Annotated in this window: 15 protein-coding genes; 6 read left to right on the top strand and 9 right to left on the bottom strand. The window is 61.4% G+C overall.

Going from position 1 to position 18,164, the window contains the following annotated elements; all coding sequences use genetic code 11:
- Positions 1-26: 26 nt before the first annotated feature.
- The 5 genes from pdxR (at position 27) to HWX91_RS11840 (ending at position 7,567) form a co-directional block, all read left to right on the top strand.
- The gene (pdxR, locus tag HWX91_RS11820) at positions 27-1,565 is read left to right on the top strand and encodes a MocR-like pyridoxine biosynthesis transcription factor PdxR (protein ID WP_028193932.1); all 1,539 of its coding nucleotides are present in this window, start codon (positions 27-29) and stop codon (positions 1,563-1,565) included.
- 209 nt (positions 1,566-1,774) lie between these two features.
- Positions 1,775-4,531, top strand: coding sequence for a UPF0182 family membrane protein (locus HWX91_RS11825; protein ID WP_028193933.1), 2,757 nt, complete (start codon positions 1,775-1,777; stop codon positions 4,529-4,531).
- Positions 4,532-4,735: 204 nt separating this feature from the next.
- Positions 4,736-5,935, top strand: coding sequence for a zinc metallochaperone GTPase ZigA (gene zigA, locus HWX91_RS11830; protein WP_028193934.1), 1,200 nt, complete (start codon positions 4,736-4,738; stop codon positions 5,933-5,935).
- Between the two features lie 184 nt (positions 5,936-6,119).
- Positions 6,120-6,566, top strand: a complete 447-nt coding sequence (locus HWX91_RS11835; RefSeq protein WP_028193935.1) for an SRPBCC family protein — start codon at positions 6,120-6,122, stop codon at positions 6,564-6,566.
- A 398-nt stretch (positions 6,567-6,964) separates the two neighbouring features.
- Positions 6,965-7,567: a helix-turn-helix transcriptional regulator gene (locus HWX91_RS11840; RefSeq protein ID WP_028193936.1), complete on the top strand. Its 603-nt coding sequence runs from the start codon at positions 6,965-6,967 to the stop codon at positions 7,565-7,567.
- A gap of 346 nt (positions 7,568-7,913) precedes the next feature.
- Here HWX91_RS11840 and HWX91_RS11845 read toward each other — a convergent pair whose 3' ends face one another.
- The 9 genes from HWX91_RS11845 to HWX91_RS11885 form a co-directional block, all read right to left on the bottom strand.
- Positions 7,914-9,212: an L-fuconate dehydratase gene (locus tag HWX91_RS11845; protein WP_028193937.1), complete on the bottom strand. Its 1,299-nt coding sequence runs from the start codon at positions 9,210-9,212 to the stop codon at positions 7,914-7,916.
- A 164-nt stretch (positions 9,213-9,376) separates the two neighbouring features.
- Positions 9,377-10,318, bottom strand: coding sequence for an ABC transporter substrate-binding protein (locus HWX91_RS11850; RefSeq protein WP_028193938.1), 942 nt, complete (start codon positions 10,316-10,318; stop codon positions 9,377-9,379).
- Between the two features lie 124 nt (positions 10,319-10,442).
- Positions 10,443-11,468 carry an ABC transporter permease gene (locus tag HWX91_RS11855; RefSeq protein WP_028193939.1) on the bottom strand — a complete coding sequence of 342 codons (1,026 nt, stop codon included), beginning with the start codon at positions 11,466-11,468 and terminating at the stop codon, positions 10,443-10,445.
- Between the two features lie 19 nt (positions 11,469-11,487).
- Positions 11,488-12,999, bottom strand: a complete 1,512-nt coding sequence (locus tag HWX91_RS11860; protein WP_028193940.1) for a sugar ABC transporter ATP-binding protein — start codon at positions 12,997-12,999, stop codon at positions 11,488-11,490.
- A gap of 320 nt (positions 13,000-13,319) precedes the next feature.
- A complete protein-coding gene (locus HWX91_RS11865) occupies positions 13,320-13,961 on the bottom strand; it encodes a DsbA family oxidoreductase (protein ID WP_028193941.1) in 642 nt (213 codons plus the stop codon).
- 140 nt (positions 13,962-14,101) lie between these two features.
- Positions 14,102-14,584 (bottom strand): cupin domain-containing protein, encoded by a 483-nt coding sequence (locus HWX91_RS11870; RefSeq protein WP_028193942.1) that lies wholly within the window; start codon positions 14,582-14,584, stop codon positions 14,102-14,104.
- Between the two features lie 129 nt (positions 14,585-14,713).
- Positions 14,714-14,971, bottom strand: a complete 258-nt coding sequence (locus tag HWX91_RS40655) for a cupin domain-containing protein (RefSeq protein WP_244144051.1) — start codon at positions 14,969-14,971, stop codon at positions 14,714-14,716.
- A gap of 159 nt (positions 14,972-15,130) precedes the next feature.
- Positions 15,131-16,300 (bottom strand): class C beta-lactamase, encoded by a 1,170-nt coding sequence (gene ampC, locus HWX91_RS11880; protein ID WP_028193944.1) that lies wholly within the window; start codon positions 16,298-16,300, stop codon positions 15,131-15,133.
- Positions 16,301-16,501: 201 nt separating this feature from the next.
- On the bottom strand, positions 16,502-17,011 hold the full coding sequence (locus HWX91_RS11885; RefSeq protein WP_028193945.1) for a DUF1993 domain-containing protein: 510 nt from the start codon (positions 17,009-17,011) through the stop codon (positions 16,502-16,504).
- A 248-nt stretch (positions 17,012-17,259) separates the two neighbouring features.
- Here HWX91_RS11885 and HWX91_RS11890 point away from each other — a divergent pair, with 248 nt between their 5' ends.
- On the top strand, positions 17,260-18,120 hold the full coding sequence (locus HWX91_RS11890) for a class I SAM-dependent methyltransferase (protein ID WP_028193946.1): 861 nt from the start codon (positions 17,260-17,262) through the stop codon (positions 18,118-18,120).
- The last annotated feature ends 44 nt before the right edge of the window (positions 18,121-18,164 follow it).

The raw sequence follows: 18,164 nt of genomic DNA on the forward strand, positions 1-18,164 counted from the left end.
GGCAAATATCACTGAACCAGAATGCAATGACCAGGCAACCCAGAACGGTCGAACTTCCGTCGATCGGCACGCTGGATCGAACGGCCGGCCAGCTAGGGCGTCAACTCGCCCAACTGCTGCGCGACGCGATACGTCGCGGCGATCTGCAAGCAGGCGAAATGCTGCCGTCCACGCGCATACTCGCCGCGTCCTTGCAGGTCGCACGCGGCACCGTTATCGAAGCATTCGATCAGTTGATCGCGGAAGGTTTCCTGACGGCAAGCCCGAGAGCAGGCACAAGCGTGGCGCACTCGTTGACGCCGCCTGCCGACGTCCAGGCGCGCCCGTCCCCGGTCGAGCCCGCTTCGCTTCCGGAACGTGCCCACCTGCTCGCGCAGGTTGCGCGTCAATTTTCAGCCGTACCGGCTGCCCCCTTCGCCGTGTCGGTGCCGGTTGGCCGTGCCCTGCCGGACGATATCTGGCGGCGGCTCGGCAACCGTGTGCGCGCCCGGGGTCCCGGCGCACCCGCGGGTTATGGCGATCCGCAGGGCGCACGCGCGCTGCGTGAAGCCATCGCCGACTACGTCAGACGGTCCCGCTCGGTCCGCTGCGAAGCCGGCCAGGTCATCATCACGAGCGGTACGCAGCAAGGTCTTTATCTGTCCTGCCAGGTGCTGCTCGACGCCGACGACTCAGCGTGGGTGGAAGACCCGGCGTACCGGGGCATCACGGCCATCCTCGAAAGCACCGGCCGTCCCGGGCGCATGATCCGGGTACCCGTCGACGCGGAAGGGCTCGACGTCGACGCCGGCATTGAACTCGGTGCGCCCGCCCGCGCTGCATTCGTCACGTCGTCGCATCAATACCCGTTAGGCATGCCGATGAGCATGGCAAGACGCAACGCGCTACTGACATGGGCTCGCACACACAATGCCTGGATCGTCGAGGACGACTACGACAGCGAACTGCGTTATGCCGGCCATCCGTTTCCGTCGCTGCAGGGACTCGATCCGAGCCGCGTGATCTATCTCGGCACCTTCAGCAAGATTCTGTTTCCATCGTTGCGTCTGGGTTATGCCGTGGTTCCCGACTACCTTGTCGATGCCTTCTGCGGCGCGCGCGTGCTGATGGACCGCAATCCGCCGAACGCCGATCAGCACGTACTGGCGGCCTTCATTGCGGAAGGCCATCTGGACCGTCATATCCGACGAATTCGCAGTGTGTATGCCGAGCGCCGCGTGCAAATCATCGAGACCGTCGAGCGGCTGCTGCCGAAGGAACTCGCCTGGTTGCAGCCCAGCGATCAAGGCATGCACATGGTGCTCTGGCTGCGCGAGGGCGTCGACGACACCGCTGTGGCGTCGTTAGCGGCGCAAAGCGGCGTTGCCGTACGGGCAGTGTCTCCCATGTATTCGGCTGGCAACGCCCGGCCGGGTTTGATACTGGGCCTCGGCGCGTTCACCGACAGCGAGATTGAAATAGCCGCTCGACATCTCGCCAGGTGTGTTGACGCGGCGGCGACAGGCGTCACGCGCAATGCAGCGAAACGGCCGAAGAAAAAAGCGACGCAAGATCGTTCTCACTAGCAACCCGGTCCGCAAGATGTCCCGTGGCGCCCGCGCACGCTATCCCACCGGACTACAATTGTTTATATGGCCTCCATCATGCATTGACCGCGCGCGGCAGCGTCGGCCAATGCATCGACAAAGCGGTCAGCCGGATTCACGACGGATCGGCAATTCAAACAGACCTGATCGCCGCCGGCCACGAGTGGTGCCCTGACAAAGGAGGGGCAATGGATTCGCAACCCCGCTCCCGCGTGGTCGTCAGACGCGCCGCCATCACGCTGACGGTCTTCGTGGCCGGATTGATCGTTGCCGGTCGCATCACCCGTGTCGTAGTCGACTGGTTGTGGTTTGCTTCAATCGGCTATGCCGACGTTTTCTGGACGGTTTTCTCCGCCAAGCTACTTCTGTTTGGCGCGGTGTTCGCAGCGTCGGCCGGCATCATAGCCGCGTCGGGCTTCGTCGCGCATCGTTACGCGCGACGCCCAGGCAGTTGGCAAGTGGAAGCGGCCCGTCTGTCAGGTCCGCCGGAGTTCATCAGCGAACTCGCGGACCAGCTCGCACCGCGGATTCGCTGGCGCGCCAGCATTGCCGGTAGCGCGATTGTCCTGGGGATGATCGTCGCGGCCAGCAACATCTCCAACTGGGATCTGGTGCTGCGCTTCCTGCATCAGGTGCCCTATGGCGAGCGCGATCCTGTCTTTGGACGGGACATCGGCTTCTATCTGTTCTCACTGCCCGCCTATCTGGTACTCAAGAACTGGTTGCTGCAACTGGTCTTCCTGAGTGCGATCGTTGCGGGCCTGGTCTATGGGCTGCGCGGCGACATCACGTTCGAGCGGCCGCCGCGCGGACTCTCTGCCCCGGCCACCATTCATGCTTCAGCGCTGCTCGGCGCGTTCTTCGTCGTGAAAGCGTGGTCCTGCACACTCGAGCGTTTCTTGCTGCTGTACGGCGATAACGGCGTCGTGGTCGGTGCAAGCTATACCGACGTCCACGTCGTGCTTCCGGTCTTGTGGGTACTCACCGGCTTCGCCCTCGTTGCCGCCGTCGCTTCGTGGGTCAACATGCGCCGGCGGGACTATCGCATTCCCGCCGCCTCGGTAGTACTGGTATTCGGCACCTCGTTCGTGTTCGCCGTGGTCTACCCGGCGCTGTTCGAGCGCTTCTATGTCAAGCCGAGCGAGCTGCAGCTGGAAATGCCCTACATCAAGCACAATATCGCGCTAACGCGAATGGCTTACGGCCTCTCGCAGATCGAAGTAAAGCCATTTCCGGCCGGGCAGGAACTGAATCTCACCTCGCTCGAAGCCAACCGCGCGACCATCGACAACATCCGCCTATGGGATGTGCAGCCGCTGATGGATACCTACGCGCAATTGCAGGAGATCCGGACTTACTACAAATTCCTCTCCGTCGATATCGACCGCTACCGGCTCGACTCCGGCTACCGGCAGGTGATGCTGTCGGCCCGCGAACTGGCGCCGTCGATGCTTTCTGCCAATGCCCAGACGTGGGTGAACCTGCACCTCCTGTTCACTCACGGCACCGGTGTCGTGATGTCGCCAGTCACCGAAAAATCGCCGGAAGGTCTGCCCTCTTTCTATCTGCAGGATATTCCGCCGGTCGCTCACGGCGGACCGGTGATTCGCGAGCCGCGGCTGTATTTTGGCGAAGGGGGTGAAGGCTATGTCATCGTGAAAGGCAGTGTTCCCGAATTCGACTACCCGAAGGGCAAAGATAATGTCTACACCACGTACAGTGGGCGCGATGGGATTGCGATCGGCCGCATCGCGCGCCGCAGTCTGTTCGCGTGGCACTTCGGAGATCTGAACATTCTGCTGACCGGCTACATCACGCATGCCAGCCGCATCCTGCTGCACCGTAACATTCAGGAGCGGGTGGGTACGATTGCTCCGTTCCTGCGCCTCGACCACGATCCCTATCTCGTCACAAGCAACGGGCGTCTCTTCTGGATGCAGGACGCCTATACGACGAGCAACTGGTTCCCCTACGCTCAGGCGGATTTCGACAACGGCGCCAATACCATCCGTAACGCGGTCAAGGTGGTAATCGACGCGTACAACGGCACGGTCGATTTCTATGTCAGCGATCCGGCCGATTCGATCCTGCGGACTTATCAGCGCATCTTCCCGGGTCTGTTCAAGCCTCTCGCGGCGATGCCGCAAGACCTGCAGCAACATATCCGCTACCCCGAAGATCTGTTCCAGGTTCAGGCGCAGCTATATCGGGCTTACCACATGGATGCGCCGGAGGTTTTCTACAACCGCGAGGACCTCTGGCAGTTCCCCCGGGAACTGGTCGGCATTGACGGGGGAAATAGTCCCGGCACACCGATGACGCCCTACTACATGATCATGCGCTTGCCTCACGAATCGCGCGAGGAGTTCGTCCTGATGCTGCCGATGGTGCCCAGCCAGCGCGACAACATGATCGCATGGCTCGCCGCGCGTTGCGATCCGCCCAACTACGGCAAGCTCGTCGTCTACTCGTTTCCGAAGGACAAGCTCGTCTACGGGCCATTCCAGATCGAGGCGCGCATTCAGCAAAACACCGAGATTTCCCAGCAGATATCGCTGTGGAACCAGATGGGTTCGCGCGTCATTCGCGGCCATCTGCTCGTCGTGCCGATTGAGAACTCACTCCTCTACGTCTCGCCGCTCTATCTGCGCGCGGAGTCGGGTCAGTTACCCGAGTTGAAGCGCGTGATCGCCGCGTATGGGGACCGGGTGGTGATGAAAGAGACCTTGGGTGAAGCGCTGGCGGCGCTCTTCGAAGAAAGCGCCCCGCTTGCATCGCCGCCTCAGGGCACGGCGGACGCGCGTGCCCGCGAAGCGCTTGCACACTATGACCGCGCCATCGCACGATTGAAGGCGGGTGACTGGAGCGGTTTCGGCGCGGAACTGGATGCGTTGCGGCCCCTGCTCGAGGCGCTGGGAGGCGGCCGTGCGGACGGGCAACAATGATTTGCCGCGGCGTCGCGCCGCCTGGTATCCGTGCCCCTGCACGACAGCCTGAAGCAACGTCCGAGCCGAGGGATTCGCACGTCAAGCTTGGAGAACCCGGTTGAGCCTGTCGTAAATGTTATGTTATAACATGTCGGATTAACCGGGTCGCGTTGTCGCGTTGACATACGCGCCTTGCCTTTCATCATTTCAAGGCCTCTCCCCATGCACAAGCTTCCTGTCACCGTGCTGTCCGGTTTTCTCGGCGCAGGCAAAACCACGCTTCTGAACCATGTCCTGAATAACCGTGAAGGCAAGCGGGTGGCCGTGATCGTGAACGACATGTCAGAAGTCAACATCGACGCCCAGTTGATCCGCGACGGCGGCAGCCAGCTTTCACATATCGACGAAAAGCTTGTCGAAATGAGCAATGGCTGCATTTGCTGCACCCTGCGGGAGGATTTGCTGATCGAAATCCAGCGTCTCGCGCGGGAACGGCGCTTCGACTACTTGCTGATCGAATCGACGGGTATCTCCGAGCCTTTACCGGTTGCCGAAACCTTTACTTTCCGCGACGAAGCAGGCCACAGTCTTTCCGATGTCGCGCGCCTCGACACCATGGTCACCGTCGTCGACGCCTACAATTTCGTGCGCGATTACGGCTCGCACGATTTTCTGGCCGATCGGGGCGAAACCATGGGCGAAGAAGACCGGCGAACGGTCGTCGATCTGCTGACCGAGCAGATCGAGTTCTGTGACGTGATCGTGCTGAACAAAACCGATCTCGTAACAGCGGATCAGATCGATCAACTCAAGGGCGTGCTGCGCGTGCTCAACTCGCGGGCGTCGATTGTGCAAAGCCATTTCGGGCAGGTTCCGATCGACCGGATTCTCGATACGGGGCTATTCGACTTCGAGGCCGCGTCGCAGGCGCCCGGGTGGCTGAAGGAAATGCGCGGCGAGCATATTCCCGAAAGCGAGCAGTACGGCATTACCAGCTTCGTCTATCGCGCTCGCCGCCCGTTCCACCCGAAGCGCTTCTTCGACTGGATTCAATGCGAATGGCCCGGCGTAGTGCGCTCGAAAGGATACTTCTGGCTCGCCTCGCGCAATCACGCTGTCGGCGAATGGTCGCAGGCCGGCGCGATCTCACGGCATGGGCGCGCGGGGACGTGGTGGGCGGCCGTGCCGAAACAGTCGTGGCCACAGGACCCCGAGGCGCAGGCGATGATTCGCAGCCGGTGGGACGGGCGCTTTGGCGATCGCCAACAGGAGTTGGTCCTGATTGGCACGGGCATGGACGAGGCGTCGTTGCGCGCGTCGTTCGATGTCTGCCTGTTAAGCGATGAAGAACTTGCCCGTTCGGAAACCGCGTGGCGTGACTTTCCCGACCCGTTTCCAGACTGGACACCGCCTCGCGGATGACACGGCACAGACGGGCTCGCCGGCGGCGTTAGGCAGGCGCCGGCGGAAGTCCAGGCGGCGTCGCTCAGGAAAGCTCTCGCATTGGCGTCTACGGGTTTTTCCCGATCCCGGCCTATGTCGATACCGGCGTCGCCGAACCGTCGTTGAGGTATGTTCAACCCCTCAACTGAAAGGCAAACACACCATGGCTACTGGAACAGTCCGCCTCCAACGCGTCTTGCGCGCGCCTCCTGAACGCATCTATCGGGCCTTCCTCGAACCCGATGCAATAGTCAGGTGGCTCCCGCCCTATGGGTTCACCTGCCAGGTCCACCACATGGATGCCCGCGTGGGCGGCACCCACAAGATGTCCTTCCGCAACTTCGGCACCGGCAATAGCCACTCGTTCGGCGGCGAATACATCGAACTGGTGCCGTTCGAAACGATCCGCTACACGGACCGATTCGACGACTCGAACCTGCCCGGCGAGATGCATGTCACCGTTTCATTGCGGCAGGTGTCCTGCGGAACAGAACTCTCCGTCGTGCAGGAAGGCGTGCCCGAGGTCATTCCTCTGGAGATGTGCTACCTCGGCTGGCAGGAGTCGCTCGTGCAGTTGGCCAAGCTGGTCGAGCCCGTGATTCCTGGTTGACGGAGCCGGCATAGCTGCGCGCCGCCACCGGCGCGCAGCTCATCGATTCGCGCAGTAAACCGGCCATTTCGCGTAATGGCCGGCGGCAGAACAGAATTCCTCCATCATCGACCTGTGCACTGCAGAACGGCTCATGCTCGACCGCTGCCATGCAGCTTGCCCACGATCCGCCGTAATCAAACCGTCACAGTTCGCAGGTAAATAGTCCGGCAACTGGAAATTTTTTCAGCATCCGGACGAATCTGCGCACTCATCAGGCAAAATTGACCGTATAGTTTTATCGCGCTACGCTGTCCGCGCAACCTGATCTGCTTTCTGCTGCTTTCTATCTCCCGAACATCACGCGAAACGGTGATCTCACAAGCGCGATCCGCAGGCGTAGGAGTCAGTACACAGCCATGAAAAGTGAAGTCATCGAAGACCTTGTCACCACGGCGGCGGAGTTTTCGCCCGACGCAATCTTCCTCGTCAGCGAGACGGGCCGTATCCGCCATGCCAGTCGCGCGTGCGAGGATATATTCGGCTACGCGCCGGGCGATTTCGCCGACCAGTTCATCATTGATTTCGTGGTTCCCGCCGATCAGGACGCCACGCGCCGGGAAGCCAAAGAGGTATTGGCCGGCCGCAAACGGGTAGGGTTTGAAAACCGCTATCGTCATAAGAATGGCAGCGACGTCTACGTCACATGGTCCGCGCACTGGCTGGAGCATGAGCGTTTGCGTGTCGGTGTCGCCCGCGACGTGACCGAACTCCGTCGCCGTGCGGCCGCGCCATCGGCACTGTTGTCCGTCCTCGCGCCGCACGAACGCAAAGTGGTTGAACTGCTGCTGACGGAGGCGACTGAAAAACAGATCGCCGAGCGGCTTGGCCTCGCCGCCTCGACCACCCATTCCTATATCACCGGGATCTTCCGCAAATACGGCGTGCGAGGCCGGGCGGGTCTGATGAGCCTGTGGCTCAAACATCTCTCCGGCGGCACCGCCCAGTCTGGCGACAGGTAAGCGCTGGGCTTCCCGGCGGCCCGAATGCCCGGGTTGTTCCCGCGCGGCATGAGCGCTCGCAAAAGAGCCGCCCGCTAATCAAGCGGGCGGGCTCTTCCAAATGACTTTTCCATGCGGAGCCCGCCGGTCTTGTACGTATTGTCCGGGCTCTTGCTGGTCTCTCTCAGGTTTCTGGCTTCGAATTTTTTGGCTTAACGATGGCGTCGCTAATACCGCCGACGACACCGAAAACCCATATATTGGAATCGATGCTACCTGAAAGAACTTGCCCAACGAAGCCTGCTAATCAGAGGGGTGTGCCCGATCCAGATCCCGGCGCGGGCCGCGCCGGCCCGCGTGCTCGCTTTCATACCCGCCAGGCCGGCCCCTCGGGAAAGTCATATTGATCGAGCGACGCCGCATGCATTTCAATGCTGTAGCCCGCGCGTTGCGGCGGCATATACCGGCCGTTTCGAATCACGACCGGGTCGACAAAATGCTCATGCAGATGGTCCACGTATTCGAGCACGCGGTTTTCCAGCGACGCCGACACGCAGATATAGTCGAACAGCGAAATATGCTGCACGTACTCGCACAAACCGACGCCGCCCGCATGCGGACACACGGGCACGCCGAACTTCGCCGCCATCAGCAGCACGACGATCACCTCGTTCAGACCGCCGAGCCGGCAACTATCGACCTGACAGAAGTCGATGGCCTGCGCCTGCAGCAACTGCTTGAACATCACCCGGTTATGGCAGTGCTCGCCCGTCGCGACGCCGACCGGCCGAATCCGCTGCCGGATCGCCGCGTGGCCGAGTATGTCGTCGGGGCTCGTCGGTTCCTCGATCCACCACGGATCGAATTGCGCCAGTTGCCGCATGTTCGCGACCGCTTCGTCGACATCCCATACCTGGTTCGCATCCATCATCAGCTTCAGGTTTTCGCCGATCTCCTCGCGCAGGATGCGAGCCCGGCGCATATCCTCCTCGAGATTGCCGCCCACCTTCTGCTTGAAGTGCGTCCAGCCCTGCGCGACGCCTTCCCGCGCGAGCCGGCGAATCTTGGCGTCGTCGTAACCGAGCCAGCCGGCCGACGTCGTGTAAGCCGGATAGCCGTGCGCCAGCATCTCCTTCTCGCGTTCGCCCCGGGTTCTCGCATGACGGTGCAGCATGGCGATGGCTTCCTGCGGCGTGATCGCATCGGTCACATAGCGGAAGTCGAGACAAGCCACGAGTTCTTCGGGGCTCATGTCGACGAGCAGCTTCCACACCGGCTTGCCTTCGGCTTTGGCCCACAGGTCCCAGGCCGCGTTCACGACAGCCGCCGTCGCAAGGTGAATCGCGCCCTTGTCCGGGCCGATCCAGCGCAGTTGGCTATCCGAGGTCAGCGTGCGCCAGAAAGCGCCCATGTTCGCGGCGATATCCTCGAGCGTTTTGCCGACGATCAGCGGAGCCAGCGCCTGCACCGCCGTCACGCAAATCTCGTTGCCACGGCCGATGGTGAACGTGAGGCCGTGGCCGGTAAAGCCTTTCGGCGAATCGGTTTCGAGCATCACGTAGGTGGCGGAGTAATCCGGCGCGGCGTTCATCGCGTCGGAGCCGTCGAGCGAACGCGAAGTCGGGAAGCGGATGTCCCGCACGGACAGCCTGGTGATCGTGGGCATCTGAACACCCTCCTGTTGGACAGCGATCGACTTCAGCCTATGAGCAAAGAGACCGGGTGCGCTCACCCGGTCTCTTTGCGGCCACCCTCTCGCCCTGCCATGCAGGACGGAAGACGCAGAGGACGCGTTGCGCCCTCCTCTGTCTTCGCGCCTTGCGACGACGCTCAGTCGTAGAGCACGGCGGCGATCTTGGGATCGCTGATATTGCTCTTGTCGTACCAGTAGAAGCCCGTGTCGACTTTCTTCGGCAGCTTCTCGCCCTTGAGCGCCTTGACCGCGGAGTCGACCACACACTTGCCGATGCCGATCGGGTTCTGCGTGATCGCGCCGTACATCAAGCCGGACGTGATGTCTTCCTTCTGTTCCTTGCCGGAATCGTAGCCAATCAGGACAAGCTTCTTGCCCGATTCCTTGACACCGATCGCGGCGCCCTCCGCCGAGCCTTCATTCGAGCCGAAAATGCCCTTGAGATTGGGGTTGGCCTGAATCATCGTCTTGGCGATTTCCGCCGACTTCAGATGGTCGCCGCCGCCGTACTGCACCGAGACGATCTTGATGTTCGGGTGCTTTGCTTTCATCTCGTTCAGGAAGCCGTCGCGGCGATCGACGCCGGTACGGCTCGTCTGGTCGTGGACGATCAGCCCCACCTCGCCCGCATCGCCGATCGCCGCGGCCATCTTGTCGGCGGCGAGCGCGGCCGCCGCAATGTTGTCGGTCGCGCAGGTGGTGAGCGGAATGTCGCTGTCGACGCCGGAGTCGAAGGCGATAACCGGTATTTTCGCGGCCTGCGCCCGCTTCAGCAGCGGAATGGCCGCCTTGCTATCGAGCGCCGCAATGCCGAGCGCCTGAGGCTTCTTCGCAAGCGCGGCCGAGAGCATGTCGATCTGCTTGTCGACCATCGCCTCGGTTTCCGGCCCCTCGAAGGTGATCCTGACGTTATGCTCCTTGGCCGACTGCTCCGCGCCGGCTTTGACGGCCTGCCAGAACTGATGCTGGAAGCCTTTCGAAATCAGCGGGATGTAGGTGTCCTGCGCATACGCAGCATTCGCCCCGCCAACGAGCGCGCCGACGCCGACCACGACACCGATTAGTCTTCTTTTCAACATGGGGTTTCTCCTCCTAAGTGGGCCATCAACCTCCAGCCTGGGGGAGCCTCTGGCGCTCCCTTTTCTTGATCTTTGATCTTTGATCTTTGATCTTTGACTTTGTGCCGTGTGGCGTTTGCCTTCGTCAGCTCTTCTTGCGCCGCAAAATATCGGCGTAGACCGCGAGAATGATGATGAGGCCGGTCACCACGATCTGCCATTCCTGCGCGACGGACATGATGCGCAGACCGTTGGTCAGCACGCTCATGATGAACGCGCCGATAATCGTGCCCAGAATCGTGCCCGCGCCGCCGCTCAGCGAGGTCCCGCCGATCACCACGGCCGCGATCGCTTCGAGTTCGTAACCTTGACCTAGCGCCGGCTGGGCCGAATTCAGGCGCGAGGCGATCAACAGTCCGGCAACGCCGCAAATGGCGCCGGCCAGACCATAAATCGCAATCTTCCACCGATCGACATTCACGCCGGAAAGCCGCACGGCTTCTTCGTTGCTGCCGAGCGCAAAGGTGTAGCGGCCGAGCGCCGTGCGGTTAAGCGTGATCGAACTCACGATCGCAAGGAAAAACAGGATCAGCACCGCATTCGGCACAGGCAGGTTCGGCAGCACATAGCCGATCAGCGAATCCTGCGAGATCCGGTAGAAGTTTTCGGTGTCGCTGAAATAGATCGGCTTATCCGCCGAAACGACGAGCGAAAGGCCCTTGAGCAGCAGCATCATGCCCAGGGTCGCAATGAACGGCGGTATTTTCATTTTCGCCGTGAGGGTGCCAGAAATGGTCCCGCAGATCGCCCCCGTGCCAATCGCGGCCAGCACGCCGGTCCACATCGGCAAATGCCAGTAGGTCAGAAACACGCCGCAAATCACCGCCGTGAACGTCATCAGCGTACCGACGGACAGATCGATGCCGCCGGTGATGATCACGAAGGTGCAGGCGATCGCCAGCACGCCGTTGACCGCCGTCGCCTGCAAAATTCCCAGCATGTTGTCCATCTGCATGAACGCGGGCGACGCAAAACTGAAAAAGACCAGCAGGAGAATCAGGCTCCCGAAGGCCAGCAGTTTTTGCACGGCGGTCGGCGCGAAGACGCGGGCTCTCAGGCCCGAGGCTCTCTCCTTGCTACCCAGCGCCGACGTATCCGATGGCAGTGTCATGTCATAGACCTCTCGAGGCTCACGCCGCTTTCAGGGTTTCACGCTGCGTCGCCAGTTGCATGATGCGCTCCTGGGTCGCCTCCCGGGCCAGCAGTTCGCCGGTAACGCGGCCCTCGCACATCACGACGATACGGTCGCTCATGCGCAGGATTTCCGGCAACTCCGACGAGATCATCACGATCGCCTTGCCTTGCCCGGCAAGCGAGCGCAGGAGCTTGTAGATTTCGCTTTTGGCGCCGACGTCGATACCGCGCGTCGGTTCGTCGAAGAAGAGCACGTCGCAGTCGCGCTCGAGCCATTTCGCCACGACAATTTTCTGCTGATTGCCACCCGAGAGAAGCCGCACCTCCTGCGTCGCGGACGGCGTGCGAATGGCGAGCAGATTGATGAAATGCGCGGCTGTCCGGCGTATCTCGGCACGGCGCAGAAAAAAGTTGAGCGACAGGAATTTGCGCAAGCTGGACATCACGATGTTCGCCTCGACGTTCATGCCGGTCGCAAGACCAAAGCGCTTCCTGTCTTCCGAGAGATAGCCGATCCCGCGCGCGACCGCATCGCTCGGATTCCTGATCGTTACTTTCACGCCGTTCACGACAATCTCGCCCGATTCGCTCGGATCGGCGCCGAACACTGCCCGCGCGACCTCGGTGCGACCGGCGCCCATCAAGCCCGCAAAGCCCAATATCTCGCCTTTGTGAAGCGTGAAACTGACGTCCCTGACGAGCGGGCCGGCGTTCAGATTCCTGACTTCGAGCGCGACCTCGCCTTTATCCGCCGTACCGTGAGAAGGCGCCACGTCGGTCAAGGTTCGCCCGACCATCATGCCGATGATCGCTTCGACGCTAGTGTCTTTCGCGGAGACGGTCGCCACATATTCGCCGTCACGCAGCACGGTAACGCGATCGGCAATCTGCTTGAGCTCATCCATCTTGTGCGAGATATAGACGATGCCCACGCCCCGGCTCTTCAACTCGCGGATGATACGGAACAGCTCGGCGATCTCGGCTTCGTTGAGCGCCGAGGTCGGCTCGTCCATGATCAGCACGCGCGAATCGAAGGACAAGGCCTTGGCAATCTCCACCATCTGCTGTCTGGCTACCGTCAGGGTGCTGACCACCGCGCGCGGGTCGAGATTCACATGCATGCGGGCAAGAATGTCGCGCGCCTGCGCGTTGAGCTTGTCTTCGTCGAGGAACAGGCCGAGACGGCCGCGCGGCTCCCGGCCGATGAACATGTTCTGGGCGACGCTCAGGTGATTCATCAACTGAAGCTCTTGATGAATGATGCCGATGCCCATGGCCTGCGCCTCGCGCGGGCTCGAAAATTCGACAGGCTGGCCGTCACGGAGGATCTCACCGGCATCGCGGGTGTAGACGCCGGCGAGGATTTTCATCAGCGTCGACTTGCCGGCGCCGTTCTCACCCATCAGCGCGTGGACTTCACCCGCCATGAGTTCGAACTGGACTTCGTGAAGCGCCCGCACACCGGGAAAGTGCTTGCTGAGCCGCTTGACGGAAATGAGCGGGGTCATGGCGCGCAAGGAACGACAATGGCGCCAGCGCCGCCGGCCCCATTGCGAGCAGCGGATTGAAAACGACATGCACGCCGCTGCGCCGGGCGTCGCCGGGTATCGCAGCTGAAATAACGGCGGAAATCGCAACGAGAAGCCAGACGCATTGCCTGGTGCCCTCAAACCGATGTGCGACGATTCTACGCCGCTGGACGGCGGTGGCTCAATTAGGCATTCCCTAATATCGGGTGCGAACGCATTGCACGCCGGAGTCCCACTATTTGAGGTCCGGCGTGAGACTGCCCAGCGCACCGAGAAAGGCGCGCCAGCGTGCCTGTCTGTTACTTTTCGGCCAGAACCTGCTGAATGACCTGCTCGAAGGTTTCCACCGGCTGGCCGCCACTCACCAGATACCGGCCGTTAAAGATGATCGCCGGCACGGACTGAATACCCTTCGCCTGGTATTCCTGTTCTTCCGCACGAACCTCGTCGGCATACGCGCCGCTTCGCAGCACCTCACCGGCTTCGCCGGCATCGAGCCCGACGGATCGAGCCGCTTCGGCCAGCACCTCGTGATTGCCCGGATCCTTGCCGTCGGAGTGATAGGCCCGCAGCAGCGCCAGTTTGAGCGGCAACTGTTTGCCTTTGAGGCCGGCCCAATGCAGCAGGCGATGGGCATCGAAGGTGTTATAGACATGCGTGCGCGCGCCGAAATCAAACCCGACACTTGCGCCACGCTCGCGGATTGCTGCTTGCGTTTCGGCGATCTGCTCCGGCGTGCGTCCGTACTTTTTGCCGAGATAATTAACGATGCTCTCGCCGTCCGGCCCCATCTCCGGATTCAGTTCGAAGGGATGCACGGTGACCTGGGCGTCGACCGTATCGCCTAAACGCGACAGCGCAAGCTGGAGCGACGAGAGGCCGATCGCGCACCACGGGCAGGCGATATCGGAGACAAAATCGATAGTTAGCGGTTGTTTCATGACTTTCCTGACGGGAATAAGCTGTGACACGGCCGCCTCGGTACCACCCGAAAACGGCCCACAGGGTAGCCTAGCCTGAATCGCCAATATTTGCAGGACCGCGCCGCGGCCCTCAGCCGAAGCACATCCGCGCGCAGGCTTCAGTCCGGCATCCCGTCATGCTCTCCGATTGGCCTCACGGGCCAGTCCACCCAGCGATCCGCGCGAGACCGTTCGTAGGCTTCGTTGAGCGGGTAACGAATGCGGTTGTCGTCACGCGGACGTTCGCCGATCACCATCAGCCTGACTTCGTCCTGCGTATTGTTGATGAAGGTGTGGCAGATGCCGGTGCCTGCCGGAAACGCGACGGAATCGCCTTCCGCAAGTGCATGAAGCACACCGTCGATCCAGACATCGGGCTTGCCTTCGAGCACGTACACAAACTCCTGCTCGGTGCTCTCGGCGTGCGGATAGGAGGTCCGCCGGCCAGGCAAAAGCCTTACGTGATGAATGCCGATACGCGTAATGCCAAGCGCGGCGGAAAGCGGTGCGTCCAGCGCCATTTTCTCGGTATCTCCGCGATAGGAATGCGCATCCGGTTCTTCCAGTTCAGTCCAGTGTTTGATGAAATCCGGACGGCTCATCGCTTGCTCTCCTTAAGGACTACGGTCGATAACAACGGCTCGCACAAAGCACGATACGTCTTCGGTTTCGCAATCAACACTCGCGTCGCGTCGAGGTCGCTTCGAGGTCACTTCGAGGTCGCTTCGAAGTCATTTAGACACGCGGATATTGAACGGTTTCCCCGGCACCCAGGCCCAGGTCGCAATGACCTTCGCGCCTTTCGGTCCGGCCGTGGTGACATGCACGACACCGGCACGCATCCGGTAGCTCTCGCCCGCACGAACGACCTGAGTGGGCTGACCGTCGGCCTGCACCGTCACCTCCCCCTCGAGTACGTACGCGACTTCCGGACCGGTCGCCTTATGCCACGGCTTCGACGCGTTCGGCGGAAATTCAGCAATCCCCATGCCCATTTCGCGATCGGTTCCAGGAACGGGAACCCGTTGCAAAACGACCGTGTCTTTCGCCGCCGGCGCGCTGTCCGCAGCTTTGACCGTTTGAACGCACATGAGCGAAGGAAGGAGAAGAAGAAGACAGCGAGCGCTTTTCATCGAAGATCTTCCTGGTCATTGTTGGCCGTTGGCCAGCGACGTGAGAATCCGGTATGCAGCGCTCACCCGTTCTTCAATGGGGAAGTTCTTGTTGGCGAGGATGACGATCCCCAGCCGCTTCTGCGGAATAAATGCGATGTACGCGCCGAAGCCGTTGGTCGAGCCGGTTTTGTTGATCCAGACGTCTTCGCGAGGCGCCTGCGGCGGCGATATTGCCGTGACCGGCGTTGCGTTGAAGATCATTGCGGGTGAATTGCCGTCCAGCAACGTCTGCAGTTTGACGGGATACGGATATTGTTCCCATATCAGATCCTGGGTCATCGGCCCGGCTTTGAAGTATCCGGTATGGGTCTCCGTCACCGCACGCTGGAGCTTCGGGTCCAACGGAATCAGATTCATATTGGCTTGCACGAAGCGAATCATGTCGGCCGCCGTGGTCCTCACACCGTAGGCCTCCTCGGACAACACGCCGGGTGCCATTCTGATCGGCGCGCCCTGTTTCGTGTAGCCCTGAGCGTAGTCGTTCAAGGCACTGGCGGGAACCTTGATGTAGCTGCGCTTCATATCGAGTGCGGGAAACAGCTGATTCTCCATCAACCGGCTGAAATCCTGACCCATGCTCTTCGCGGTTATCAGACCGAGCGCGCCGATACCGGGGTTGGCATACGTCCGATAGGTTCCAGGTGCATAGGTGGGCTGCCATTGCTGGAAATACTGCATCAACTGATCGTTGTTGTGGATCGTGTCCGGCACCTGCAACGGGAGCCCGCCAGGCGTGTGCGTGCCCAGACTGAGCAGACTGACCTTGCCGAACGGGCTATTGCGCAGAGACGGCAGATACTTGTCCGACTGATCCGACAAAGACAGATCGCCGCGCACCTGGGCGTATGACGCCAGTGTCGCCGTCAAGGTCTTGCTGACAGAGCCGAGTTCGAACAAGGTGTCACGCGTGACCGGTTGCTTCGTTTCCGTCGACGCGAGGCCATAGTTGAATACGTAGTGTCTGTCACCGTCGACGATCCCGACTGCCATGCCGGCGATGTTGTCCTTCGCCATGACCGGTTGTATGGCCCGGCTCACCGTCTGACTGATTCTGCTTTGCTGATCGTCGGCCGCGCGGCTAACGGTTGCGATTGCACAGGTAAAGAGGGCGGTTGCGATAACGCTGATGGCTCTGAGGTTCATGTCCCTAATATGTCGATTTTGCGTGGGGGCGTGAGGTCCGGGCGGACTCACCGGGAAAGAAGTATGCGTGCTCGCCGAGCCGCCGACTAACGACGATATCTTGTCCCAAGGGGAAGAAAATCTATCGCATGACATGCGATACCCCTCCTCCACCGCATAGCGGCCACCCGGCTTTCTCCCTCTCGCCCCCTGCGCCTACGATCAGTAAGCGCCCATATAATCGCGCTTGCCGATTTCGACACCGTTATGGCGCAGAATCGCGTAGGCCGTCGTCACGTGGAAGAAGAACTGCGGCAAACCGTAGTTTTGCAGATAGGCGCTGCCGACCAGCTTCTTCTCTTTCGGCGTACCCGGACGCAAAACGATTTCCCTGTTCTCGCTACCGTCGAATTGCGCGGCATCGAGCGAGCCGATGTAGGTCAACGCCTTGGCGATGAGCGCTTGCAGGTCGGCAAACGTGACTTCGGTGTCGGGCCACGACGGCACTTCGACGCCGGCCAGTCGCGAGCTCACGCCTTTGGCGAAATCGGCAGCGATCTGCACCTGGCGCACGAGGGGGAACATATCCGGGAACAGGCGCGCCTGCAGCAGCGCGTTCGGCTCGATGTTCTTTTCGGTGACGTGGGCTTCGGCTTTCTTCAGCACGTCGGACAATGCCGTCAGCATTTGCTTGAAAACCGGAACGGATGCGCTGTAGATGGAACTTGTCATGGTCACTCTTTCGATCGATGTGGGATGCCGGCGCGGAAGATGCCGCGCCGGTCGGTTGAATCTCTGGCCGGTCGTTAGACTTGTTGACTGGAGCGGCGCAAGATTACCATTGTCCTCGCGGGAATACTCATGCGGGAGCGCGGCACCTCTGCTTCAGGCGGCAAGCGGCAAGCGGCAAGCGGCAAGCGGCGACAGTACCTTCAGGTCGGCTTCACGCCAGAACAAACCAGCAAACAGGATCGATACTCATGAACGACAAGCAAGATGCAGCGCCAGACAGCACCGCAGCACGCGTCGCCTTGTGGCGAGCGCTGCATGTCGAGGCTGATTCCCTTCCGCACGTGCTGGACGACACCATCGGCCTTAAGCTGCTGGCCCCTGACGAGGGCTGGCGCAGCCGCGGAGACATGGACCCGCAGTTCACGCGGCCGTTTCGCGCGTCCATCGTGGCCCGTGCGCGTTTCATCGAGGATCTGGTCGTGGAGCAGGCGGCTCGCGGAGTCAGCCAGTATGTGATCCTCGGCGCGGGCCTCGACACCTTCGCCCAACGCAGACCGGAGCTCGCGTCCCGCCTCAAGGTGTTCGAGGTCGACCCACCCGGCCCGCAGGCATGGAAGCGTCAGCGCCTGATCGAACTCGGCTTCGGCGTGCCGGACTGGCTACGCTTCGTACCGGTCGATTTCGAGGCGGGCGGTTCCTGGCGGGACGAACTGGTAAGCGCCGGCTTCGATGAGAGCAAGCCGGCGATCGTGGTCTCCACGGGCGTCAGCATGTATCTCACGAAGGAAGCGAACGCGGCCACGCTGCGCGAAGTCGCCGCCCTCGCCCCAGGCTCGACACTCGCCATGACGTTCCTGCTGCCGCTCGAACTGGCCGATCCCGAAGTACGCCCCGGGCTCGAGATGGCGGAGAAAGGCGCGCGGGCAAGTGGCACGCCGTTCCTCAGCTTCTTCACTCCGCCGGATATTCAGGCGCTGGCCCGCGAAGCAGGCTTTAAAGAAGCCCGGCACGTCTCGGCGGCAGATCTGACGCAGCGCTACTTCCAGGGCAGGACGGATGGCCTGCGCCCGCCGAACAATGCCGAGGAACTGCTGATCGCGCATACCTAGCCGCCCGCACCCTTTCCGACCCGCACGATCATGCGAATGAGCCA

The organism is Paraburkholderia fungorum, from assembly GCF_902833645.1.
Taxonomy (GTDB): domain Bacteria; phylum Pseudomonadota; class Gammaproteobacteria; order Burkholderiales; family Burkholderiaceae; genus Paraburkholderia; species Paraburkholderia fungorum.